A 23,278-nucleotide genomic window follows, 5' to 3' on the forward strand; every position below is an offset into this window, starting at 1 on the left:
TACTTGAGTTGCCGGATTAAAAGCCCGCATTGCAGCCGATATGGAAGCCGGTTTGATTGTGCGCGATGCAACCGGCAATCGAACCGCACGCGCCGCACACGATCAGCCGAACTTCGCGGGATTGTATCGAATGATCGCGCCCGCGCTCGCATCCGCGATGCGCTAGCCTTCGTGCGCGTGAGCGCGAGCCCGGATTTCGGACAACGATACGTCGACGAGCAGTTTGCCCGAATCGAACACCGTTTCCATCGCATCGTCCCAATCGGAGCCATCGGCGCGCGCGTCCCGATCCGGCGCGAGCGGCAGCGTCGCCGTGCGGTACTCGCCCGTTCGACGATTGACGAGCAGCGTGAGCCGTCCTTTCATCGAGCGTTTGGTGCTGTCCGTCACCGGGTCTTTCGATACGTCATGCCATGTATCGCCGAGGCGGATCGCCGAGCATTTCATCGCGAAGCGCTGCGTGTCGCGGTTGATCTGCTGCAACAGCGCGCCGCCCATGCCGAACACGATGTTGTCGGCCGCGAAACCCGCGCGGTCCATCGCCGCGAGTATGGCCTCGAGCGAGTCGGGATTCACGCCGTCGCCCTGAATCACGCGCACGTTGTTGAGCACGCGCCGGCCTTTGCTGTTCAGCACCGATCCAAACGACGCCTCGAGCGCGCGCAGCGTTTGCAACACGATGCTGCGCGGATCGCCGGAATCGGGGCGGATCACGAGCGTGGCGCCTGAGTCGAGCACCGCCTGCTTCAGCTCCGTGCCCCACACCTTCAGCGCAGCGAACAGATCGTAAGAGTCCGACACCACGGAAACGATTGCGCCCGGCCTCGCGAACTTCGCGATCATGTTGCGATACGCGTCGGTCTCGCGCTCGCGGCCCCACGCGGTGATTGTGCTGTGCTCGGCGGCCGGCACCGAAAACGCGGCCATGCTCTCGTTGTAGTAATGATTGGCGGCCACCACGCCGAGCACGGTATCCGAACCCATGAAGCTGACCAGATGCGCCGCGCCGCCAATCGCCGCCGATTCCGCGCTCGACACGCCGCGCGCGCCGAAGTCATGCAGCTTGGACGGCAGTTGCGTGACATCGTCGCTGGTCTTCAGCAGATACTCGCGAATCGTCTTGCGCAGATGCCAGCTTTGCGTCGCGACCGTGACCGGATACCACACGCGCAACAACATGGTTTCTATATACGACGCGAGCCAGAACACCTCGGGGTCGTCGCATTCGACGGTGACGAGCACGTTATGCGTGGGCACCACCGACCCTTCGGGCACCGCGCGAATGCGCACCGGCAGATAACCGTGATGACGTTCGACGATATGACGCCAGCCCGCTTCGTTGAACGGCTCGCCATGTGCGCTGAAAAACGCCTTGGCCTCGTCGATCATGGGTGCGGTAATGGGACTGCACAGATACTGCTTGATGAGCATCTGCAAGCCAAAGAAGAGCGTGCGGTCGTAGCGCCCGCCGCGCGATTCGATGTATGAAAACATCGCCGACGCTTCCGGCGGGTACTGGAGATAGTGCGACGCCTTGTATGAATCCGTGTTGAGGATCGGATTCGAGAAGATCGCGGAAGCGCCGCTAGGACCGCTGAATTCGTTCATCGTGGATGACGCCGCATTCGGCTCGCTGACGGTAGCTGGCTTTACATGATGCCACGGGCACGATGCGCGCGCGGGCTTCGGCTTCAGCTTCCGCGTTCATGCAACTTGCCCGTGCCGCCCGCTGTTGCGCAACGGTGTTCAGTCCAGATCGTCGTATTCGCGCCGGCGGATGTCCGCATCGCGGTCTGCGTTGCGCTCCTGCGAAACGGGCAATTCATAGGCATCGCGCAGTGCGGGGCGTTGAATCTCGGCCTGCTCGCGGCGCTTGATTGCGTCGGCGATCACGAGCGTCAGCAGATCGACCGGCGGCGCGGCGAACAACGCGCGCTGCATGCCGGCGCATGCCCGGTAACGAAGACGGACAACGCTGCCCGCAAATTGAGCAACTGAAGGAGTAACAGAGCAAGTACCCGGCGTGGCCGGCTGATCGTGGCGCGGCGCGCGGGCCGGCCCGGAAACAGGTGCTTTCATGACATCCCCCGTGAGAATGACACATTGAAATGCGCTGACGGCCGCGTTGCAGCCTTCCAGGTCCGCCGTGCCCACGCGAAAGCGCGAACACGGCGCCCGGTCCACCTCGCTATGTGCCTCTCTTATGGAGGCTGTGGCCTTCTCCCCGTTTCGTCGCGCCGGTTGGTCCAGACCGTACGCTGCCCCTTCCCTGTTATGCACGTCGGTCGCGCAAACGTTGCCGCGCGACGACCTGTCGTTATAGGCCCAACACTTGCACCTTCACAGACGAAAAAAACCGGCGAGGTCAGAGCGTTGCGTCGTCGGGTGACGAACGACCGCTTCGCATCGGTCGTTCGCCCCGTGTTGTTTGACGTCCGTCTGTCAGTGGCCCCGCCGCAGCCTCGTAGACGCAATGGCATTCCCCGGCCACGTCCACGAAGTCGTTTATTGCGCCGGTCGTTACCTCTACTGACCGGCACAACAGATTCGCTGCGATTCCCTTAATGCAATGGCTATGCCATGTGCGCCCAGGTGCCGTCGCGCGGAGCGTCGCCGACGATGCAACGCTACCGTCCGCCCGATCGCCCAACTGAAAAACCGCCGGTGATTCGTATTCGAGACGCGTCTGGGCGTTCACGCGGTCTGCAAGATGCGCATCTAACGCATCGAATACACGCTTCCGATAAGCGCCATTCGCTGCCACGCCCGCGCGGCTTCGCGGTTTGTGTGCGAGCCCGGTCATTAATGCCGACGCCGAAACACATAAAAGCGACACGAAAATGGCCGAAAAGGCTTATGCGATTTTTGTTGCATGCATGAAACATCGCAAATGGATGTATGCCGACGCGTAAAGCGCATTCGTTCACGCGCTGTGTACTCCAGCGCGCATAACACGCCTTGACGTATCGCCGTCCGAACAGTATCGGATTAGCCGCGCGGCGCCTTGCAAAATCAGGCGACTGCCGAATAAGCGCACGTCAAATCGGGAAACTTTCTCGATACTGATTTGTTTGTATAGCATTCCAAAGCGCTTTCGCTTATGTTTGAGTCATGCGCCAGTCAGAGCGCCATAAAAAAAACGAACGAGTTAAGAAACGGTATAAGTGATTCGGGGATGAACTACTCCGGCGGTTGCCACGAGGCACCTTCCGTCGCCTGCCGCGATAATGCGGCGCCTCGCGGCTTGCGCCGCGCCCTGCTCGCTCCGCCGCAAACGTTGACTGTAGGCCGCCACACCGGTCTTCAATATCTCGCACAGCAGTCTTTCGAGCAGTAGGAATCGGGGGTAATGGAAATGACTTTCGCATCTGCGGACACCGGACGCACCGTTCTTTATGTGTCGAGCTCGCCCGATCAGAAACTCGCCGACTTCCTCGCCGCATCGGGCTGGCATGCCGTGCACGCGAAAAACGCGGCGGGCGCGGAACGCATGATCGAGCGCGACAACGTCAAGGTTGGTCTGGTCGAACTGCCGGAAGACTGCACGACGCAGCAGTTGTCCGCGCTCGCTGCGTGCATGCGCCGCCCCGAAACCAACTGGGTCGCGCAGATCGCGCCGGGCCAGGCGGATAACGAACTGGTCAGCCGCTTTATCCTCGATTACTGCTTCGACTTCGTTACGCGGCCGTGGCTCAACGAGCGTCTCGTGTTCGCGCTCGGCCACGCGCATGGGCTGTCGTCGCTGAGGCATGGACATGTAGCGCCGGAACCGTCGCTCGGGCGGCATGGCATGGTCGGTCAATGCGAGGCGATGCAGCAGTTGTACCGGCGCATCGACAAATGCGGCGCGACCGAGGCGCCGGTGTTCATCGCCGGCGAATCGGGCACGGGCAAGGAGCTGACCGCGCTCGCAATTCACGAGCGCTCGCCGCGCACCGGCCGGCAGTTCGTCGCGATCAATTGCGCGGCGATTCCGCCGAGCCTGTTGCAGGCGGAACTGTTCGGTCACGAACGCGGCGCGTTCACCGGCGCGCTTCAGCGCAAGATCGGGCGGATCGAGAGCGCGCATGAAGGCACGCTCTTTCTGGATGAAATCGGCGACATGCCGCACGAATGCCAGGCGGTGCTGCTGCGCTTTCTGCAAGAAGGCACGATCGAGCGGCTCGGCGGCAACGGCCCGATTCACGTCGACGTCCGCGTTATTTCGGCGACGCACGTCGATCTCGACAAGGCAGTCGAAGACGGCCGCTTCCGCGCCGACCTGTATCACCGGCTATGCGTGCTGCGCCTCGTCGAGCCGCCGTTGCGCGAACGCGGCGGCGACATCAAGCTGCTCGCGAACTATGCGCTCAGCATGTACAAGCAGGACGGCGCGCGCAAACTGCGCGGGCTGTCGAGCGACGCGATCGTCGCGATGTCTAACTATGCATGGCCCGGCAACGTGCGCGAGCTGATCAACTGCGTGCGGCGCGCCGTTGTGATGAGCGAGGGCCGTTTCATCACCGCGAACGACCTCGGCTTGCCGGCCACGGACAACGGGCCCGCTGTCACGCTCGCGGAAATTCGCAGCAAGGCCGAGAAAGACGCGATCGAACATGCGTTGCAGCGGCACGGCTATAAGTTGTCGGAGGCGGCGGTCGAACTGGGCATCTCGCGCGCCACGCTGTACCGGCTGATGCACGCGGACCGGCTGCATCCGGAGCCTTCGGGCGGCAACGGATCGAACGGCGGCGCGGATGCGGATGGGGACAGCGAGGCTGAGCGGCGCGGGCATGGATTGGTGTCGGCGGCTTCGGTTTAGGTTTAGGTGGTTGTCGGTGTAGAGGGCGGGCGGGCAGTTTAGGGTTGGTGGTCCGCCCTTGGCGCGGGTTGTTTTGCGGTTGCGGCGCTGGGTGTAAGGCTTCGGGTGTCGAGCCTGGTTGTGCCTAGCGTTGTTCTTGGCGTTGTTCTTGGCGTTGTTCTTGGCGTTGTGCCTGCCGTTGTTGCGTGCCGTTGTGCCAGCCGTTGTTGCCTCGCGTTGCTGCCTCGGCGTTGCTGCCTCGGCGTTGCTGCCTCGGCGTTGCTGCCTCGGCGTTGCTGCCTCGGCGTTGCTGCCTCGCGTTGCTGCCTCGGCGTTGTTCTTGGCGTTGCTGCCTCGCGTTGCTGTCTTAGCGTTGTCCTTGGCGTTATATCGCCTACTATCCGTTCACGGTATCTCGCCCCGTTGGCCGCTGAGCCACACGCAACGGAGTCCTTCCCTCTCCTTGCGCGTCCCTCCAAAACCCACGGGCAAGCAACTTGCTACCGCATGTTGCCGGCGCGTCGCCGACGCGCGCGTCTTCGCGAGCCGGGACGCCGCGTCGCATTCCATAACGACGCAGCGGCCGCCGCCTCAGGAACTTGCGCGGCGAAACTCGTGTCGGTCAAGACCGGGGCCCAGGCCCAAAACAGCCAGACCGGCCGATGCGTCCTGCCGCCGTCCGCATTCCGCAGCCCGTCCCATACCTTATGCGCAAATTTCTACACGCCTGCTTCGTCGTTCTGCTCATTCTCGGCGCCCCGCCCGCTTTCGCCGCGGTGACGCCGGCCACTCCCGCCGCGGAGGCTTCCGGCACCGCCGTCACGCTGACGCCCGACCAGGCGCGCCAGGCGCTCTCGGTTCTCAACGACCCCAGGCGCCGCGCGCAGGTCGCCGATACCTTGCAGGCCATCGCCGCGGCCGGCGCGCTGAGTGCGCCGGCATCGGCACCGACGGCCGCCTCCGCGCCCGCTGCCGCGAGCGGCGCAGCGTCGCTCGTGCCCGCCGCGTTCAAATCGAACGGACTGGCCTCGCAGCTCGCCCGTCAGGGCGCGCATTGGGCGGTCCATCTCGGCGGATCGCTGCGCAACTCGGTGACGGCGCTGCTCGACGTCGCCTCGGTGCGCGCGTGGTGGAACTGGCAATCGACCAGTCCGCAAGCGCGCTCGATCCTCGCGCACGTCGCCTGGTCGCTGCTGGCCGCGTTGTTGCCGGCGCTGGTGCTCGAATGGCTCGCGCGGCGTGTGCTGCGCCGCGCGTATCGCACGCTGGCCGCGCGCCACGAGCATGGCGATCCCGCCGACGCGCCGCGCACCGACTTGCCCGTCGACGTCGAACCGCAGCCTGCCGACGCCGCGCATGCCGCGCCGCCGTTGCCCGCACCGCCGGTCGCCGAGGCGCAGGCCGAAGCACGGGCCCAAGCGGAATCGAAAGCCGAATCCACAACAACAGCCCGCGCACAAGCCGCCGCAGCGGCCAGTGCTGCAACGACGCCCGCAACGGGCCAACCTTCCGCGACGCCAACACTCACACCAACGCCCACGCCGTCCACCGCCAGCGGCAAAGCGGCCGAAGCCAAAGGCAAGCAAAACGCCACGCATCACTGGACGCTCCTGCAACGCCTGCCCCGCGCGCTGCTGATCACAGTGCTGCGCCTGCTGCCGCTAGCGGTGTTCGTGGGCGCGGCGAGCGCCCTCATGTCGATCTTCACCGACGACGGCACGCCGCCAGACCGCGCGCTCGATTCGCTCGTCGACATTTATGTGCTGTGCCGCCTGATCGTGATCGTGAGCGGCTTCTTCCTGCAGCCGGCCGCGCCGCGTCTGCGCCTGTTGCGCATGAGCGATGCGTGGGCCGTGTTCGTGCATCGCTGGGTGATCCGCATTGTCAGCGTGGTCGGCGTCGGCTCGGCGATTGCGGAAATCGGGCAATCGCTCGGCCTGAACGAAGCCGCGCATCTCGCGTTGATGAAGGTCGTCGCGCTCGCCGGCCACGTGATGCTCTCGATCCTGATCCTGCAATGCGCGAAGCCGGTCGGCGAACTGATCCGGCAGCGCGCCGCTTCGCGGCCATCGCTCGAAATGTTCGGCAATGCGCTCGCCGATGCATGGGCGTGGCTCTCGGTGTTCGTCGTGATGGCGCTGTGGTTCGTCTGGGCGCTCGACGTGCGCAACGGCTATCACGCGCTGCTGCACCTCGGCGGCGCGTCGCTCGCGGTGCTGGTGGGCGCGCGCGTGCTCGCCATCGTGATCTTCGGCGCACTGGCGCGGCTCTTCAACGGACGCGAAGACGCGGACCGCTCGCTCGTGAACCGGCATGCGTACCGCTACTATCCGCTCGCGCGACGCGTGGTGGCGTGGATCATCGGCATCGTGACCGCGCTTGCGTTGCTCGCGGTATGGGGCGTCGATGTCGGCGAACTGTTCCGCGACGGCAGCGTCGGCCACCGGCTCGCGTCGGCCATCGTCACGATCGGCGTGGCGGCCGTGATCGCGCTGCTCGTGTGGGAAAGCGTGAACGTATCGGTCGAACGGCGGCTCGATCGCTGGACCACGACCGGCGACCTCGTGCGCGCCGCGCGCCTGCGCACGCTGCTGCCGATGCTGCGCACCGGCCTCTTCTGCGTGATCGCTCTCGTCGTCGTGCTGACCGGACTGAGCCAGCTCGGCGTGAACATCGGGCCGCTTCTTGCGGGCGCGAGCATCTTCGGCGTGGCGCTCGGCTTCGGCTCGCAAAAACTCGTGCAGGACTTCATCACAGGCATTTTTCTGTTGATGGAAAACGCGATGCAGGTCGGCGACTGGGTCACGCTCGCGGGCGTGTCCGGCACCGTCGAATATCTGTCGATCCGCACGGTGCGCCTGCGCGGCAGCGACGGTTCTCTATATACCGTGCCGTTCAGTTCGGTATCGACGGTCAACAACACCAATCGCGGCATCGGCAATGCGGCTGTCCGCGTCAACATCGTATTCGGCCAGGACGTGGATCTCGCGATCGACACGCTCAAGGAAATCGGCGCCGGCCTGCGCGAGGAGGAGAAGTTCAAGGACGGCATTCTGTCCGACTTCAGCTTCTGGGGCGTCGACGCGGTGGACGGCTCGGCCGTCACACTGGCCGGCCAGATGCAATGCCGCGACTCGGCTCGCTGGGGCGTGCAGCGCGAATTCAACCGGCGCATTCTCGACCGCTTCCGCGAACGCGGCATCGAGATCGCCAATCCGCAGCGCAACCTGCTGACGTGGGACCCGGAGAGCGTCGCGCCGCGCGTCGAAGCGGGCGAGCCGCCGAAGCAGGAACCGCAGCAGGAACCTTCGACGCATGCTTCCGGCGATGGTGCTTCGTCCGATGGCGCATCAAAGGGCGACGCGCCCGTCGAAGACCAGATCCCCGTCGACTCGAAGCCCGCGGGCGGACCGGGCACGTCCGCGAATCCGGGACCGACCTCGCCGCACGAGTGACGTACTGACTGACAGGGCGCCGGGCGCGCGCTATCTATTGAACCTGCCACCAGCGAGGCAACAGGCGGCGCACTTCGGGCCGCCTGTACCGGTCGTCGATCAGATGCACGACGCCCTCGTCGTGCTCCGTGCGAATTACGCGCCCCGCCGCCTGCACCACCTTCTGCAAACCGGGGTACAGGTACATGTATTCGTAGCCGCTGCCGAAGCGCGCCTCCATCGTGCGGCGCATCTGTTCGTTCACTTCGTTCATTTGCGGCAAGCCGAGCGTCGCGATGAATGCGCCGATCAACTGCTGTCCGACCAGATCAACGCCCTCGGAAAACGCACCGCCCAGCACCGCGAAGCCGACGCCCTGGTCGGTGCCGCGAAAGCGCGCGAGAAATGCGTCGCGGGCGGCTTCGTCCATGCCCGGCTCCTGCGCCCAGACAGGCACGTCAGGATTGCGTTCGCGCATCAGCGCGACGACGCGTTTCAAATACTCGAAACTACTCAGGAACCCCAGGTAATTGCCGGGCTGCGCCGTGTACTGCCTCGCAATCAACTCGACGATAGGTTCCAGCGAACGGTCGCGATCGCGCCAGCGCGTCGACACGTTGCCCGCAACCCGCACTTGCAATTGCTCCGCGCGAAACGGCCCTTCGACGTCGAGCCATGACGTGTCCTCGGCAAGCCCCAACGTATCGCGGTAAAAATGATGCGGGCTGAGCGTGCCGGAGAACATGACCGTGGTGCGCGCGGCGGCGTAGCGCGGCGCGAGAAACGGCGCGGGAATCACATTGCGCACGCACAGCACGCAACTGGTTTTATCGCGCGGCGCGTGGCGGTCTGTCGTCAGCGTGATGTCGAAAATCGAATGCTCGCCGAACTGCTCGGCGAGCGCGACGAAATGCATCGCGTCGAAGAAGAAACGCAGCGACGTTTGATCGATGGAAAGCGGTGCTTCGGCAAGCTGATCCGTCACCGCGCCGATCAGATTCTGCGCGGCCGATAACAGCTTGCCCGGTACGTCGGCGTAGACCTCGTATGAAGCGGTCTGCGCGCGCTTGAGCGCATTCCATTCGCGTTGCAAGCGTTCGAGCGGCTTGCGCAACGTGGGCGGCGCCGTGTTGCGCGCAAGCCGCAACGCCGCCTGATCCAACGACGCCGTGTACATGCGGCGCGCGCGATCGAGCAGATTGTGCGCCTCGTCGACGAGCACGCCGACGCGCCACTGGTTGATCTGCGTGAGCGCGTAAAGCATCGCGCTGCTGTCGTAGTAATAGTTGTAGTCGCCGACTACGACGTCGGCCCAGCGCGCGAGTTCCTGCGCGAGGTAGTACGGACAGACGTCATGTGCGAGCGCCGCTGCGCGCACCGCGGCGCGATCGAGACTCGGCCCGGCAAGCGCCGCGCTGCGCGCCGCGTCGAGCCGGTCATAAAAGCCGCGCGCGAGCGGACACGACTCGCCGTTGCACGCCTTGTCCGGATGCTCGCAGGCTTTGTCGCGCGCGACGAGTTCAAGCGTTCGCAGCGGCAACGGCGCAGCGCTCTGGCGCAGCGTTTCGATTGCATCGAGCGCGAGCGCACGGCCCGGCGTCTTCGCGGTCAGAAAGAACACGCGATCGATCTGCTCCGCCGCGCAGGCCTTCAGCAACGGAAAGATCGTAGCGAGCGTCTTGCCGATGCCCGTCGGCGCCTGTGCCATCAGCGGCTTGCCGCCGCGCGCCGCACGATAGACGGACACCGCCAGTTCGCGCTGGCCGCTGCGAAACTGCGCGTGCGGAAACTGCAATGCGCCGAGCGCGGCATTGCGTGCCGCACGATGCGCTTCCTCCTGCACGGCCCAGTCGAGAAAGCGCTCGCATTGTTCGACGAAAAAAACCTCGAGCTCGCGCGCCGTATGCGTTTGCGTCAGCAACGTTTCCTTCTGACTGCCGACGTCGAAATAAACCAGCGCGACGGTCAATTGGCCAAGTCCGCGCGCGCGGCACAGCATATGTCCGTACACCAGCGCCTGCGCCCAATGCAGAGTGCGGTGATTCGCGGGCATGCGTTCGAGATCGCCGCGATGCGTCTTGATCTCTTCGAGACGATTGGCCGCCGGATCGTAGCCGTCGGCGCGGCCTCGCACGGTCAGATTGCGATGCGTGGCGATCAGCGTCATTTCGCTTTCGTAGCCGCTCGCGCGACGCCCCGCGACGGTCACGTGCCCCGCCATGCCTTCGAGCGAAGTCGGCGCGGGCGTGAACCGCAGATCGAGGTCGCCGCGTCTTGCGGTGAACTCGCACATCGCTCGCACGGCGACGATGTAGCTCATGCCGTGCGCTCCGCTGTGAATGTGGCGGGCGTGGCATTGCACTCGGCTTCGTCCGCCCAACGCACGTCGAGCACCCGCACCGGCATGCCGTGCTGTACACAATACGCGAGCCAGCGGATCTGGTTGTCCTGCAAGCGGTCGCCGGGTCCCTTCACTTCGATCAACTCGTAACGGCGCTCGGCGGGCCAGAAGCGGATCAGGTCGGGCAACCCCGAGCGATTGCCGCGCACGTCGCGCAGCAGACGTTCGAACCACAACTTCAGATGCGCGGCGGGCAGACAGTCGAGCGCAGTCGTCACGAGTTCGGGCGTGAGCAATCCCCAGAACACGAACGGCGATTGCACGCCGTCCTTCTCATGCAGATGCCGCAGAATCGTCTGGCGATACGCGCCGTTATCGAGTTGAGCCAGGCACGCGGCGAACTGCACGGCACGGCGCGCATGAAAATCCGGCGCGTGAAGATCGGCGGGACCGCGTTGAAACGGATGGAAAAACGCACCGGGCAACGCGGCGAATACTGGCTCCCAGCAGAGCAGGCCGAATAGCGAATTGATCAGCGCATTCTCGACGTAATGCACCGGCGCGGCGTCGCAAGTCAGATGATCGCGCACGACGTATTCGACGGCCTGCGGCGCTTGCGGCCTCGGCAACGTCAACGTGCTGCGCTCGGCCGCGCGCGCCGCCTGCACGCGAACCGCCGGCTCGCCGAGCTTGCGCTGCAAACGCGGCAACATGCGTGCGATACGTTGCGCCTCTTCCTCGCTTTCCGGCGATGCCGCGGCCTGCGACGCGAGCGCGAGCGCCGCATCGAAACGTTCGCCGCGCTCGAGCACACGCATGCGCCGATGACGCGCGCCAGGCCACGCGCAACTCTCGTACACGGCGAGCGCCGATGGCCACATCTGCCGCCGTTCGCAATACTGGCCGATGCGAAACAGCAGCTTCGCGCGGCGCGTTTCGAGCCACGAGTTAGACGTTTCGACTGCACGAACGCGCGCGACAAGGGCGTTGATCGCGTCACTTGTCGCTTCCGAATTAATCAGCGATCCGAACGATTCTATCGATTCAAGCTCATCGCGACATGCCTGTAACGCGAGATACACGTCGACGTCCGCGCGCTGCTGAAATGCACGCGACGCCGGCCCGAACGCGACTTTCTCATACTGGAACACGCCAAGATCGGCGAGCACGAACTCGGACCAGTCCTGCTGCAGATTGCCGAAGAACATCAGCCGAAAACGCTCGCAGAGCGGCGCAATGTCGACACGAAACACGCAATCGCTCGAATGCGCATGCCATGCGGACAACGGACGCGCGGCGCCGCCGCCATTCTCACGCTCATCTTCTTCCGCATAGAACGGACGCAATGCGTCCAGCAACTCGGGCTTGCGCAGGCTGCGCGCGCCGGGAATCATGGCGAGCGCGTCCGCGAAAATATTCAGCAATTCGGCGCGCGTGGTGAGTGCAAAGAGATCGTCGAGCGTTAGATGCGGCGCCGCGTCCAGCCAGCCGAGCGCAGTAACAGGCGCGGCGGCGCGTAACGGGCAGCCGATTTCGTCGTAAGCCAGGCGGCTCGCGCGAAACAGCGTGCCCTTGCGCATCAGCATGCGGACCAGCAATGCGCGCGACGCTTGCGGCAATGACGCAAACGCGCCGAGAAAAGCGCGCTCGCCTGCATCGAGCAGATCGTCGTAACGTTGCGCGAGCCATGCAAGCGCACGCTCGAAGTTCAGCAGATAGTAAGGAGCGCCGGCGAGGGAATCCGGCGGAGCATCGGTTGCCACGGAGTTTGCAGGACCTGTACGTTTATACAGTGATGATAGCAAACTCCACTGCCGCTACGGCTTTGCCGCGAGCCACACCACCGTCAGCGAACGCACGCCCTGCGCGCCGCGAATCAGCACGCCTTCAATGTCCGCGGTCGCGGACGGCCCCGTGACAAGCGCGGCATAACGCGCATCGCGGAAGTCGTCGCGCCGATACACGTCCTGCAAACCGTCCACCAGTTGCGCCGGATCGAGCAGCACCACGAGATGCTGCACGATGTAACCCAACGCGTTGACCACGTACTCGCGTTCGCTGAACCACACCGAGCCCGTCTCCGCGACGCCGAAACGCGCGCGCACCACGCCGACGTCGATGTCCTGCAGCGATGCCGGTTCGGTGTCGGCGGTCAGCATGCGCGTGCCGGGCACTTCGGCTGTAGCCGATGTGATCGACACCGCCGCGCCGAACCGCTCGCGGATCAACGCGGCGACATCGGACGCGGCTTGCGCTTGCACGCATGTGCCGCCCATCATTTGCAATGCAGCCGCGAAGCGCTCGCGCAGATCGCCGCCCATCGCGGGAAAGAGCGGCACATCGGGACGCGGACGCGCGGCCGGTTGCGCCTGCCGCACCTTCGCGAGAAAAGCCTCACGCGTTGCCATCGTCACCTCCGCGGTTTTTCTTGTACCAGGCGTGGAAGGTCTGCTTCGGCGCCTCGGGCAACTCGCGTTGCCTGCCCCAGATATTCAGCGGGTTATACAGCACGAAATTCGGCAGCCGCCGCAATGCGCCGCTCATCGACGCGACGGTCGCGCGATACAAGGTCGGACTCGCCAGCAGGCGCCCCGCCATCTTCAACACTTCCTGCTTCACGAACGGCACTTCATGACGCTCGGCGATTACCGTGCGCCATTTGTAGATCTGCTCGTGAATATTGATCTTCACCGGACATACGTTCGTGCAACTGCCGTTGAGCGTCGACGCAAACGGCAACGCGCTATAGCGCTTCAGATCGAAGGTCGGGTTGATGATCGCGCCGATCGGCCCGGAGTAAGTGCCGCCATACGACAGCCCGCCGCTGCGCCGGTAGACCGGGCACGTATTCATGCACGCGCCGCAGCGGATGCATTTGAGCGAGTACCAGAAGTCCTCCATCGCGAGCCGCTCCGAGCGGCCATGATCGACGAGGATGTAATGCATCTCCGTGCCCGGACGCGGCGCGCGGAAATGCGACGTGTATTGCGTGATCGGCGAACCCAGCGCGCTGCGCGACAGCATGCGGATAAACACGCCGAGATCCGCGACCTTGGGAATCAGCTTCTCGATACCGATCGACGCGATATGCAACGGCGGCACATTCGCCGAAAGATCCGCGTTGCCTTCGTTCGTGCACACCACGACCGTGCCCGTCTCCGCGACGGCGAAATTGCAGCCTGTCATGCCGGCCGTTTTTTCGCGCACGAAATAAGGCCGCGTATTCATGCGCTGGCTTTCGGCGAGATAGTGGATATCGCTATTGTTTGGGTCGGTGCCGATGGTTCGGCCGAACAGTTGCGCGACGTCGGCGCGCAACTTGTGGACCGCGGGCACGACCATATGGCTCGGGTCCTGATGGTCGAGTTGCTGGATGCGCTCGCCGAGATCGGTTTCCATCACCGTAATGCCGCGCGGTTCGAGATACTCGCGCATCTTGCATTCGTCGGTGAGCATCGACTTGCTTTTGACCAGCGTGGTCATGCCGCGCGCGGACATGATCTGATAGACGAGCGCGTTGTGCTCTTCCGCCGTGGACGCCCAATGCACGACGACCCCGTTCGCCTCCGCTGCCGCGGCAAACTGTTCGAGGTACTCGGACAAATTCGACAGCGTATGTTCCTTGATGCCCGAGGCGAGTTCGCGCAGCGTCTCCCATTCGGCAATGCCGTGCGCCTGCGCGTCGCGCTTCTCACGCAAATCCCACAGACGCTTGTCGTGAAACGCAACGTGTTCAGTCTTCCTGATGAACTCGCCGGCCGCCTTCGCGTGGTCGATGCGGCTCATGCGCGTGCCCCGTTCAGCACCTGAGCGATGTGGATGAAGCGCGCGTCGGCTTTCATGCGTTCGGCGCAGCCTTGCTGATGCATCAGACACGACATGTCGCCCGATACGATGTATTGCGCGCCTGCGTTCAGATGATCGCGCACCTTGTCCTGCCCCATGCGCACGGAGACGGGCTCTTCCGTGACAGAGAAAGTGCCGCCAAAACCGCAGCATTCATCCGGTCTGGACGGCTTGACGAACTCGATGCCCTTCACGCCTTCGAGCAACGTGCGTGGTTTCGAAAACGGCTGCCCCGCGACTTCCGACACCGACGCCTCCTTAAGATGCCGCAACGCGCTGCAACTGTTATGCAAGCCGACGCGATACGGAAACTCAGCCCACGGAAATTCGCGCGCGCCGACCACGTCATGCAGAAACTCGACGAGTTCATAAGCACCTGCGCGCACGTTTCTGACTTCATCCGTCTGCTCGATCGCGGTCAGATGCTCGCGCACGTGATGGATACAGCTCGCCGAAGGTCCGACGATGTAGTCATAGCCCGCGAAGTTGCGCGCAAACACGCGCTCGGCGCCGGCCGCGTCCGCGTGCGCGCCGCTATTGGCCATCGGCTGGCCGCAACAGGTTTGCTCCTGCGGATAGTCGACCTCGATGCCGAAGCGCTCCAGCAATTCGAGTGTGGCGATGCCGACCTCGGGGTAAAACGCGTCGATAAAGCACGGAATAAAGAGGGCGACTTTCATGAGTTCATTGGACGGAACGCGGCACGAGACACCGCCGGCGGTCATGTTGGCAAGGTTGGTCAGCTTGGTCTGACCAAAAATATAAGGAAGTCCCCCGTTCGTGTCAATCGGAAGATCGCGACGGGCGCTGAGCGACAGGCGCCCGCGACCGCCCATAAACGTCTACAGCTTCGCCGCGTCTTCCTGATAAATCTCGCGCACGAAGGCGAGATGCCGCTCCGCGGCCTTGCGCGCTTTTTGCGCGTCACGCGCCATGACCGCGTCGTAGATGGCCTGATGCTGGCTCATCAACTGCTTTTCCATCGCCTCGTCGTAATCGATCAGCCGATGGTACTGGCGCATGCCTTCGCGAATCAGCGTATGGATGCCGTGCATCACATGCGCAAGCGCGATGTTGTGCGTGGAGTCGGCAATCGCGAGGTGAAACGCGGCGTCCAGTTCCGCGAGATTGTCACGATCCTGCGATCGCGACGCCGCCTTCAACGCTTCAAACGCGGCCCTGATCTTGCGAAGATCGGCGGCTGTCGCGCGCTCGGCGGCATACACCGTCGAAATGGATTCGAGCCCCTGGCGCAATTCGAGAATATCGGCACTGGTACGCGGATTCTGCAAAAGCAGTTCGGCGAGCGGCCCCGAAATGAGCGGCGCGGTGAGCTCCACCACCGTAAAACCGCCGCGCCCCGACGTGGCGATATAACCGTCCGACTCGAGCCGGATCAGCGCCTCACGCAGCGAGGGCCGCGACACCGCCAGTTGCGTGGCGAGATCGCGTTCCGCCGGCAAGCGGTCGCCCGGCATCAGCACGCCGTCCGAGATCAATTGCTTGATCTGATCGGCGACCACGTCGGAAAGCCGCTTGCGCGTGAAGGACTGAATCGGGCGAAAGTGCATAGGCGGCGGCTCATAAAGCCGAATGGTTCAAGGTTCGTTGGCGAGCCCAAGACACGTGCGGGCGCTTGCAGGCATTCGCGGAATCGCGAATGAATTATACCGTCGCCACAAACGCCGCAATCCGCTTGCATGCCTCGGCAAGACGCGCTTCATCCACCACGAAGCCCAGGCGCACGAAGCCGTTAGCGGTCTCGCCGAACGCGCTTGCATCAAGCACCGACACGCCTTGCGCGCGAAACAGCCGCCACGTGAAATCCATCGTATCGAGACCTGTGCCGCTGACGTCGACCATCATGAACATGCCGGCTTCGGGAAGCAGGCAGCGCAAGCGCGGAATGCGGCTCAAGTGCTCGAACACGACGTCGCGGCGGCGCCGGTAAATCTCGCGCATTTCATCGACGATTCGCGCCTTCTCTTGCAGCGCCGTCAGCGCGGCCTGCTGGATGAAACCCGGCAAGCCGTACAGCATCGCGAGCGCGAGCCGCCCCATGTGTTCGATCAACTGCGTCGGGCCGATTGCCCAACCGACACGCCAGCCGGCCATCGCATGCGATTTCGACAGACTGCCTAGCGTCACCGTGCGCTCCGCCATGCCGGGCAGCGACATGATGCTTACATGTTCGCGCTCGAACGTGAGGTCGGCATAGACTTCGTCGGACAGCACCCACAGATCGTGCTCGCAGGCGACGCGCGCAATCCGCTCGAGATCCGCGCGCGGCATGACGACGCCCGTCGGATTGCAGGGCGTCGCGAAGAAGATCGCCTTGGTGCGCGAGGTGACCGCTCTTTCGAGCGCGTCGCAATCGAGGTGGAACGCACGCGCGGGGTCCACCGGCACCGGCACGAGCGTCGCGCCCGCCGCACGCACGCAGGCTTCGTACGTGAGGTACATCGGCTCTGGAACGATGACTTCGTCGCCTGCTTCGAGCAGACACAGCGACGTGGCGAACACGCCGTTTTGCGCGCCCGCTGTGAGGATCACGTTGGCCGGCGCGACGGCGACGCCGCTCATGCGCGAGTGTTCGCTGGCAATCGCCGCACGCAACGGATCGCGGCCGGAGACCGCGCTGTAGTGCGTATCGCCGCCGCGCAACGCGTCGATGGCGCGCTCGACGATCGGCGCGGGCGTCGCGAAGTCGGGGTCTCCGACGCTGAGCACGATCACGTCCTCGCCCTTCGCGGCCGCCTGCTGCGCGACCCGATGAATTTCCCACGCCGACGTGCGCCTGCCTTGCAGACCTTCTACCCGACTCGAATACTTCATCGCGCTCACCCGTTTCCGATTTGACCCGCCAATGTAATGGGGCGTGCGCGAAACGTCCAGATACGAAAAAGCGCCACGCGGGCGGACAGTCTCGCGTGGCGCTTCAGTTTCGATCGAATCACCGCATGCAACAAACGTCGAGCCGACTCAATTCGCGACTCAAACTCGCGGCTCAAACCTGGCGGCGCAACTCCGCCGGCGGCACTTTCATCAGATGCCGATACTTCGCGACGGTGCGGCGCGCAACGAGCACGCCCTGATCGGCGAGCATCTTCGCAAGCGTCACATCGGACAGCGGATCGCGCGTGTTTTCCGCGGCGATCATCTCCTTGAGCAGCGCGCGCACCGCGGCCGCGGAACAGGTGCCGCCGCTTTCCGTGCCGAGTTCACGCGGGAAGAAATGCTTGAATTCGAAAATGCCGCGGGGCGTGGCCATATATTTGTTGCCGGTCGCGCGCGAGATGGTCGATTCGTGAAGACCGAGTTCGTCGGCGACATCGCGCAGCACCATCGGCTTCAGCGCGATTTCGCCGTACTGGAAGAACGCCTTCTGATGCGCGACGATGCATTCGGCCACGCGTTGAATCGTATCGAAGCGTTGTTGCGCATTCCTGATCAACCAGCGGGCTTCCTGAAGCTGCTGCGCGAGCGGCGAACGGCTCGCGCCCGCGGACTGCGCGAACAGCTCGGCATACATGCGGTGAATCCGCGCGCGCGGCTGCACCGCGGGGTTGATCGTCACGACCCACTTGTTGCGCACCTGACGCACGATCACATCGGGCACGACGTAGTTGTCCTCGGTGCGGCCATAGCAGTTGCCCGGCTTCGGGTCGAGCTTGCGCACGAGCGCGCAGGCCACGCGTAGTTCTTCTGCGCTGCAGCCAATCTGCTTCTGCAATTCGGCCTGCTCGCGACGCGCAAGCCGTTCGAGATGATGCTCGACGATCTGCCGCGCCACGTCGCGCCCCGGCGTCTCCGCGGGCAACGCGTTGACCTGCAGCAGCAGGCATTCCGACAGCGAACGTGCGCCGAGACCCGGACGGTCGAGCGATTGCACGAGGCGCAGCGCCACCAGCAATTCTTCTTCGGTCAACTCGGGCTCGAGATCGACGCTGTCCGCGAGATCCGCGAGGTCCTGGCGTAGATAACCGTCGTCGTCGAGCGCCTCGATGATGAAGCGCGCCACGGCGCGATCGCGGTCGTCCAGCCGGTAAAGACGCAGCGCGTCATGCAACTGCTCGCGCAAGGTCGGCTGCGAGCGCGCCCATTCGGCGGGATCGCTGCCGTCGGAATCGCCGTTCTGGCGTGCCGAACTGCGGCTGCTGTAGTCGCCCGAGAAGTCTCCCGGCATGTCGTCCGGGCCGCCGCTGTCGAGCGTCTCGCTCGTCACCGCTTCGGCGGGCAACGCGTCGGGCTCGGCGGCCGCGACCGCATCGGTGGCGGGCAGCGCGCCGGCTTCGTCGGGGGTCGGCGTTGCGAGCGCGACGTCTTCCGTTTCCGACGAATCGTATTCGAGGAAGGGGTTCGTATCGAGCGCGGTTCGCAACTCCTGCTGGAACTCCAGAGACGATAGCTGCAACAGACGCACGGACTGCTGCAAGCGCGGCGTGAGTGCAAGAGACTGCCTTGTGCGAAGTTCAATTGAAGGCATCGTGTTGAGGTCCCATGAATAGCTGAAGTAAAGAGCAACCTGAACAGAGCAACTGCCGTACCAGCTTTTGCAACACGCTGTTTTTTCTAGCCTTTGCTTTTTCGGGCTTGCGAATTGCGGCCCCGCGCGGCGCCTTTTTTACAAGCGAGGCGGCAAATTCCGGGTTCACTTCTTATCTTTTGCTCCGCCCTTTCGTGGCGTGCTGAGCGCTTATTCATCAGCGGAAAAGCGCCGCTGCAATCGGGGCTCGACCGGCTTTGCACTGCGCGGACTGATCCGCGGGCACAGACTTTGCGACCCGGCTCTATGTGGACGGACGTGTGTCCTCGCATCCGGCGCTAATCGTTTAACGACTGAGGCGCAACGACTGCGAAGACCCGGCCGGTGTCGATAACGGGCCCTGACGGAACCGTAGCGGCAACGATCCCACGCGAGTCATCGGCGGCGCAGGCCGCGATCGACCGCAGGCAACAAGACCGCCATTTCATCAACACCCGAAGGAGGAACCATGAAGACCATCCATCTGTTGAAGACCGCAGGCAGCATCGCGTGTGTCGCATTCGCACTGAACGCTACCGCGCAAACCAGCGCCTCGGCGCCGCCCGCATCGTCGGAAAGCATTGGTCAGCATATCGACGACGGCACGATCACCACCAAGGTCAAGGCAGAACTGCTGGGCGCGAAGAACGTGAAGTCCACGCATATCCATGTGAAGACGCGCAAGGGCGTCGTGTGGCTCACGGGCACCGTGCCTTCCGCCGACGATAAACTCGCCGCCCAGGACGTCGTGGAAGGCGTGAAGGGTGTGACGAGCGTCAAGAACCGCCTGAAAATCGCAGCCGAGTAAATGCGGTTGCAGGGAGCCCGGCGCGTTTCATGAATTCCGCGCCGGGCAAAGAGAAAGCCGTCCGCATGCGGACGGCTTTTTTGCGTGAACGCGAGGCTTAGCCGTTAGCTCTTCGCCGCATACTGATCGCGCAGATCACGCACGCGGTCGTGGTTCTGCAGCACGCCCTGATATTGACGCTCAACGATCGCGCGCACATCCGCGGGCAATTCTTTTTCGAGCGCGTCGTGATAGCTCTTCTTCGCGACGTCCTCGCCCTTCTCGACCTCGACGAGTATCTGATGATCGCTGCGGTCCGTCACCGCCGACTTCATGTCGACCCAACCGCGATGCAGCGCGCCGCTCACGCTGCCGCCCGTTTCCGGCTTGCCGCCCAAACGCTGAACCACATCCTGCAGTTCGCGTGCGCCGCGGGCGCAGTCTTCGGCACGCGTGAGGAAGAGCGTCTTCAACTGCGTGTCGCGCGCATCTTCGGCTGCCTTGCGAAAGCCCTTTTCTCCATCCTTCGATGTTTCGACGAGATCGTTCAGCACGGAAACAACGTTCGTAGCCATTCAATACCTCCAAGGGGTTTCGTTAATCGCGGAATCCGTCGCGAGGGTTAGCGCGTGTGTTGCCATGCGCGTGCCCCTGCTTTGTCGTGAGTTGCTCATGAACTGCTCATGAATGCATACGCGACGGAGTTCACTCAACTACTCGCACGGCGCGTGCCTGGCGTGTCGAACGACGCATGCACAGCAAGCTGTTGGGATTGGCATGTGCGTTGCTCCCTTCATCTCGCCCGCGCGATGTCATGCAGTGCACAAGAGTTGAAAAGAATCGCGGGCAGCAACGACAGGGAGAGCAACATCATGAAGATCAGCAGCGCAGAGCTTCTGGCCACCGTCGCGATCGTCACGTCGGCGGGCGTGTTTCAGATTCGTCAGCATATGGAGCCGCCTACAGGCGTTACGGCAAGCACGCCCGAAAGCGTACGAACGGCGCCTTCGTCGTGCGGCACGTCGCGCAACGGCATCATTCCGGCTTCATGCGAGCCGGCGCGCGAGCAACCGCCGGCGGAGCATGCGCTGCCTTTGCCGCAGCGCGGCGCCGCACGCGTCTGGGTATAAACCGCAAGGGTCCAAGGCAAGCTGTACGCGTGTTCCGCGGTTTGCGGTCCGCAAAAGAAAAGGCCCGACATTAAGTTGTCGGGCCTACTCGCTGTTACACAGCGCTCGTACGAGCGTCCATCAAGCGCGCTTCTCGCTGTACTCATTGAGCGGCACCGGCTGCTTCAACGGATCGAAGTCGGCCCAGCGCCCCTGCTGCCAACGGCCCGTTGCACGCTCGATCGACACACCGCCCGCTTCACGCAGCACGCGCGCCGCCTCGAGCTGATTGTCGGGCGATACGTGCACGGCGACGAGCACGCCCGAATCGCGCGCCTCCTGGTGAAACACCGCACCGTTTCCTGCGTCGCCGTCCTTGCGTGTGCGCCACATCGCGCCGGCAAGCGAGCCGATATAGGCGCCGACGCCCGCCGCGATCACAGAGACAAGCAGCGGCGCCGAGAACGCCGCAAAGATGCCGACGCCGATGATCGCGCCCGCCACCGCGCCGACCGTCACGCCAAGACCGGCGCCCTTCGGCGCGCCTTTCGCACCGGCGTCGGTATGCACGTCGCCGCCGATCGGAAAACGCGCATGCTGACCGCGCGGATTGACGAAGAAAAGCGTGACGTCTTCTTCGACGAAGCCTGCATTGAAGAGTTTTTGCGCCGCTTCCTCAGCGGCGGGAAAAGTCGTAAAGCGTGCTGCGACGATGAGTGACATAAGGCCTCCTTGCATCGTGATGCGTTTTTACAGACGACGCTCGCGAACCGCGGTGCGCCTTGTGGCGAGGAGTTGACGAAGACCGGCGGCGAGCAGCGGAGCAGCGGCGCGATGGACTCAGGCAGCGTTGCCGCGATCGGGTTCCATGCCTTCCACCCGGAACAGTCCGCTATGCAAGATTACGCCTTCGCCGTTGTTCTGGTCGAGCGCTTCGGCGCATACCGAACGGATCCGGTTGCGGCCCTTGTCGAAGGCCTCCATCAAGGCGCTTTCGAGCGGCGACGGCGCGCCGAAGTGATCCTCGAGCGCCTCGACGGTAATCGCGCAGACAACCGGTTCGCCGTCCACGCGCGCCATGAAGCGAACCGTCAGGTTCGCGCCGTCGAAGGTCGGCTTGTCGTCGGGGAAAGTGATCTGCATAAGGGAGTCCTCATAGGCAGGCCGCGGCAGGATAGCGTTCATGATGAAGAACCCTTCATGGTGCCGGCGAGCTGCTTCGCCATCTCGAGATGATGCTTGATGACGGGCAGCGCGCGCGCCGCCGCAGCCTTCAGTTGCGAGTCGGTGCCGCTCTGGCTTTGCTGCTGGAACAGATCGACCGCTCGCTGATGCGCCTCGACCCCGACCTGCTCGACGTACGCTTCATCGAACTGCTGGCCCTTGAGCGTTTGCAGTTTGCCGACGAGTGCCGAATCGGCCGCACCCGCCGCCGGCAGCCGCTTCTTCGCGGCGAGCGCGGCCATGCTTTGCGAGAGCTTTGTATGATCGGTGATCATCTGCTGCGCGAACTTCTTCACACGCGGATCACGCGAATTCTTCAACGCGATCTTGCTCGCGGCGATTTCGGTGGCGTCGGATTGCGAAGCGTCCTGGATGAACTGCTGATCCGCGGGCGAGAGCTGCGTGCCGCCCGCGGGCGCATCGCTTGCAGGGGCGTCGCTTGCCTGCGCGTGGACCGCGCCGGCCGACGCCACGCCAAGACCGAGCGCGACAGTCATCACTTGTAGGGAATACCGTAGTTTCATGCTTTTTCTCCCTTGCTTACGGAGTCACCGGCGCTGCTCGCTCGCCGCATGCGCGAATCGCGTTGCACCGCTCATGCCGCCTTGCGTTTCGACAGTTGCCCGATCAGCGCCTTGTTGAATGCGGGAATGTCATCGGGCTTGCGGCTCGAAATCAGGTTGTTGTCTTCCACCACTTCCTGATCGACCCATGTGCCGCCCGCGTTGCGAATGTCGTCCTGCAGACTCGGCCAACTCGTCACCGTTCGACCCTTGATGATTCCCGCCGATACGGGCAGCCACGTGCCGTGGCAAATCACCGCGATCGGCTTCTTCGCGCTGTCGGCGGCTTTGACGAAGGCCTGCGCCTGCGGCAGCAGACGAATCGCATCGCCGTTCACCACGCCGCCTGGCAACACGACTGCGTCGTAGTCGTCGGCGGTGGCTTTGTCGAACGTCGAATCGACGTCGACCGTGTCGCCTTTATCGACGTGCTTGAAGCCCTGGATCTTGCCCGGCTTCTGTGAAATCACATGCACGGTCGCGCCCGCTTCGGCAAGCGCGCGTTTCGGCTCGACCAGTTCCGCCTGTTCGAAACCGTCCACTGCGAGTACCGCTATCTTCAGACCGTCGAGGCTGTTAGCCATTGCGTTTTCTCCTTCAATTCCAGTGCGGGGCTGCGCGCGTTCGACGCGGCCGCCTCCGTGATTCGCTACTCATTGACTATGCGGC

General features: G+C 63.8%; 20 protein-coding genes. 4 read left to right on the plus strand and 16 right to left on the minus strand.

Annotated features, from left to right (window positions below; translation table 11 throughout):
- Window positions 1–162 precede the first annotated feature (162 nt).
- Entirely contained in the window at window positions 163–1,608 is a 1,446-nt protein-coding gene (locus C8K18_RS22495; protein WP_107709882.1) for a nicotinate phosphoribosyltransferase, read from the minus strand.
- Between the two features lie 138 nt (window positions 1,609–1,746).
- Window positions 1,747–1,941 (minus strand): hypothetical protein, encoded by a 195-nt coding sequence (locus tag C8K18_RS34075; protein ID WP_006046976.1) that lies wholly within the window; start codon window positions 1,939–1,941, stop codon window positions 1,747–1,749.
- Between the two features lie 1,408 nt (window positions 1,942–3,349).
- Here C8K18_RS34075 and C8K18_RS22505 point away from each other — a divergent pair.
- Window positions 3,350–4,801, plus strand: a complete 1,452-nt coding sequence (locus C8K18_RS22505; RefSeq protein WP_006046975.1) for a sigma-54 dependent transcriptional regulator — start codon at window positions 3,350–3,352, stop codon at window positions 4,799–4,801.
- 686 nt (window positions 4,802–5,487) lie between these two features.
- The gene (locus tag C8K18_RS22510; protein ID WP_107709884.1) at window positions 5,488–8,235 is read left to right on the plus strand and encodes a mechanosensitive ion channel family protein; all 2,748 of its coding nucleotides are present in this window, start codon (window positions 5,488–5,490) and stop codon (window positions 8,233–8,235) included.
- 34 nt (window positions 8,236–8,269) lie between these two features.
- On the opposite strand, the gene C8K18_RS22515 is transcribed toward C8K18_RS22510, so the two are convergent.
- From C8K18_RS22515 to C8K18_RS33380, 9 genes are all read right to left on the minus strand, one after another.
- The gene (locus C8K18_RS22515; RefSeq protein WP_107709886.1) at window positions 8,270–10,534 is read right to left on the minus strand and encodes an ATP-dependent DNA helicase; all 2,265 of its coding nucleotides are present in this window, start codon (window positions 10,532–10,534) and stop codon (window positions 8,270–8,272) included.
- The gene (locus tag C8K18_RS22520) at window positions 10,531–12,318 is read right to left on the minus strand and encodes a VRR-NUC domain-containing protein (protein WP_107709887.1); all 1,788 of its coding nucleotides are present in this window, start codon (window positions 12,316–12,318) and stop codon (window positions 10,531–10,533) included. The genes C8K18_RS22515 and C8K18_RS22520 overlap by 4 nt, the downstream gene beginning before the upstream one ends.
- A 54-nt stretch (window positions 12,319–12,372) precedes the next feature.
- Complete coding sequence (locus C8K18_RS22525; protein ID WP_107709889.1) at window positions 12,373–12,963, minus strand: LUD domain-containing protein; 591 nt, start codon at window positions 12,961–12,963, stop codon at window positions 12,373–12,375.
- Window positions 12,950–14,341, minus strand: a complete 1,392-nt coding sequence (locus tag C8K18_RS22530; RefSeq protein ID WP_107709891.1) for a lactate utilization protein B — start codon at window positions 14,339–14,341, stop codon at window positions 12,950–12,952. Before C8K18_RS22530 ends, C8K18_RS22525 begins: the two co-directional genes overlap by 14 nt.
- Complete coding sequence (locus C8K18_RS22535) at window positions 14,338–15,081, minus strand: (Fe-S)-binding protein (protein WP_029970513.1); 744 nt, start codon at window positions 15,079–15,081, stop codon at window positions 14,338–14,340. The genes C8K18_RS22530 and C8K18_RS22535 overlap by 4 nt, the downstream gene beginning before the upstream one ends.
- Before the next feature lie 162 nt (window positions 15,082–15,243).
- On the minus strand, window positions 15,244–15,972 hold the full coding sequence (locus tag C8K18_RS22540) for a FadR/GntR family transcriptional regulator (protein WP_006046968.1): 729 nt from the start codon (window positions 15,970–15,972) through the stop codon (window positions 15,244–15,246).
- A 94-nt stretch (window positions 15,973–16,066) separates the two neighbouring features.
- A complete protein-coding gene (locus tag C8K18_RS22545) occupies window positions 16,067–17,236 on the minus strand; it encodes a pyridoxal phosphate-dependent aminotransferase (protein WP_029970511.1) in 1,170 nt (389 codons plus the stop codon).
- Window positions 17,237–17,408: 172 nt separating this feature from the next.
- On the minus strand, window positions 17,409–18,887 hold the full coding sequence (locus C8K18_RS22550; RefSeq protein WP_006046966.1) for an RNA polymerase factor sigma-54: 1,479 nt from the start codon (window positions 18,885–18,887) through the stop codon (window positions 17,409–17,411).
- A complete protein-coding gene (locus tag C8K18_RS33380; protein WP_132384603.1) occupies window positions 18,874–19,056 on the minus strand; it encodes a hypothetical protein in 183 nt (60 codons plus the stop codon). The genes C8K18_RS22550 and C8K18_RS33380 overlap by 14 nt, the downstream gene beginning before the upstream one ends.
- 339 nt (window positions 19,057–19,395) lie before the next feature.
- On the opposite strand from C8K18_RS33380, the gene C8K18_RS22555 reads away from it, so the two are divergent.
- On the plus strand, window positions 19,396–19,734 hold the full coding sequence (locus C8K18_RS22555) for a BON domain-containing protein (RefSeq protein ID WP_006046965.1): 339 nt from the start codon (window positions 19,396–19,398) through the stop codon (window positions 19,732–19,734).
- A gap of 104 nt (window positions 19,735–19,838) precedes the next feature.
- On the opposite strand, the gene C8K18_RS22560 is transcribed toward C8K18_RS22555, so the two are convergent.
- Window positions 19,839–20,288 (minus strand): PA2169 family four-helix-bundle protein, encoded by a 450-nt coding sequence (locus C8K18_RS22560; protein WP_006046964.1) that lies wholly within the window; start codon window positions 20,286–20,288, stop codon window positions 19,839–19,841.
- Window positions 20,289–20,585: 297 nt separating this feature from the next.
- Between C8K18_RS22560 and C8K18_RS22565 the strand changes: the two genes are divergently transcribed.
- On the plus strand, window positions 20,586–20,843 hold the full coding sequence (locus C8K18_RS22565; RefSeq protein WP_006046963.1) for a hypothetical protein: 258 nt from the start codon (window positions 20,586–20,588) through the stop codon (window positions 20,841–20,843).
- A gap of 120 nt (window positions 20,844–20,963) precedes the next feature.
- Here C8K18_RS22565 and C8K18_RS22570 read toward each other — a convergent pair whose 3' ends face one another.
- The 4 genes from C8K18_RS22570 to C8K18_RS22585 all read right to left on the minus strand — a co-directional run bounded on the left by C8K18_RS22570 (window position 20,964) and on the right by C8K18_RS22585 (window position 23,193).
- Window positions 20,964–21,545: a hypothetical protein gene (locus C8K18_RS22570; RefSeq protein ID WP_006046960.1), complete on the minus strand. Its 582-nt coding sequence runs from the start codon at window positions 21,543–21,545 to the stop codon at window positions 20,964–20,966.
- Window positions 21,546–21,662: 117 nt separating this feature from the next.
- The gene (locus tag C8K18_RS22575) at window positions 21,663–22,007 is read right to left on the minus strand and encodes a DUF1488 domain-containing protein (RefSeq protein WP_053859182.1); all 345 of its coding nucleotides are present in this window, start codon (window positions 22,005–22,007) and stop codon (window positions 21,663–21,665) included.
- Window positions 22,004–22,570, minus strand: coding sequence for a DUF4142 domain-containing protein (locus C8K18_RS22580; protein ID WP_006046958.1), 567 nt, complete (start codon window positions 22,568–22,570; stop codon window positions 22,004–22,006). Before C8K18_RS22580 ends, C8K18_RS22575 begins: the two co-directional genes overlap by 4 nt.
- Window positions 22,571–22,641: 71 nt before the next feature.
- Window positions 22,642–23,193 carry a type 1 glutamine amidotransferase domain-containing protein gene (locus tag C8K18_RS22585; protein ID WP_029965665.1) on the minus strand — a complete coding sequence of 184 codons (552 nt, stop codon included), beginning with the start codon at window positions 23,191–23,193 and terminating at the stop codon, window positions 22,642–22,644.
- Window positions 23,194–23,278 lie beyond the last annotated feature (85 nt).

Origin of the sequence: Paraburkholderia sp. GV068, from assembly GCF_003058125.1 — a bacterium.
Classification (GTDB): Bacteria; Pseudomonadota; Gammaproteobacteria; order Burkholderiales; family Burkholderiaceae; genus Paraburkholderia; species Paraburkholderia graminis.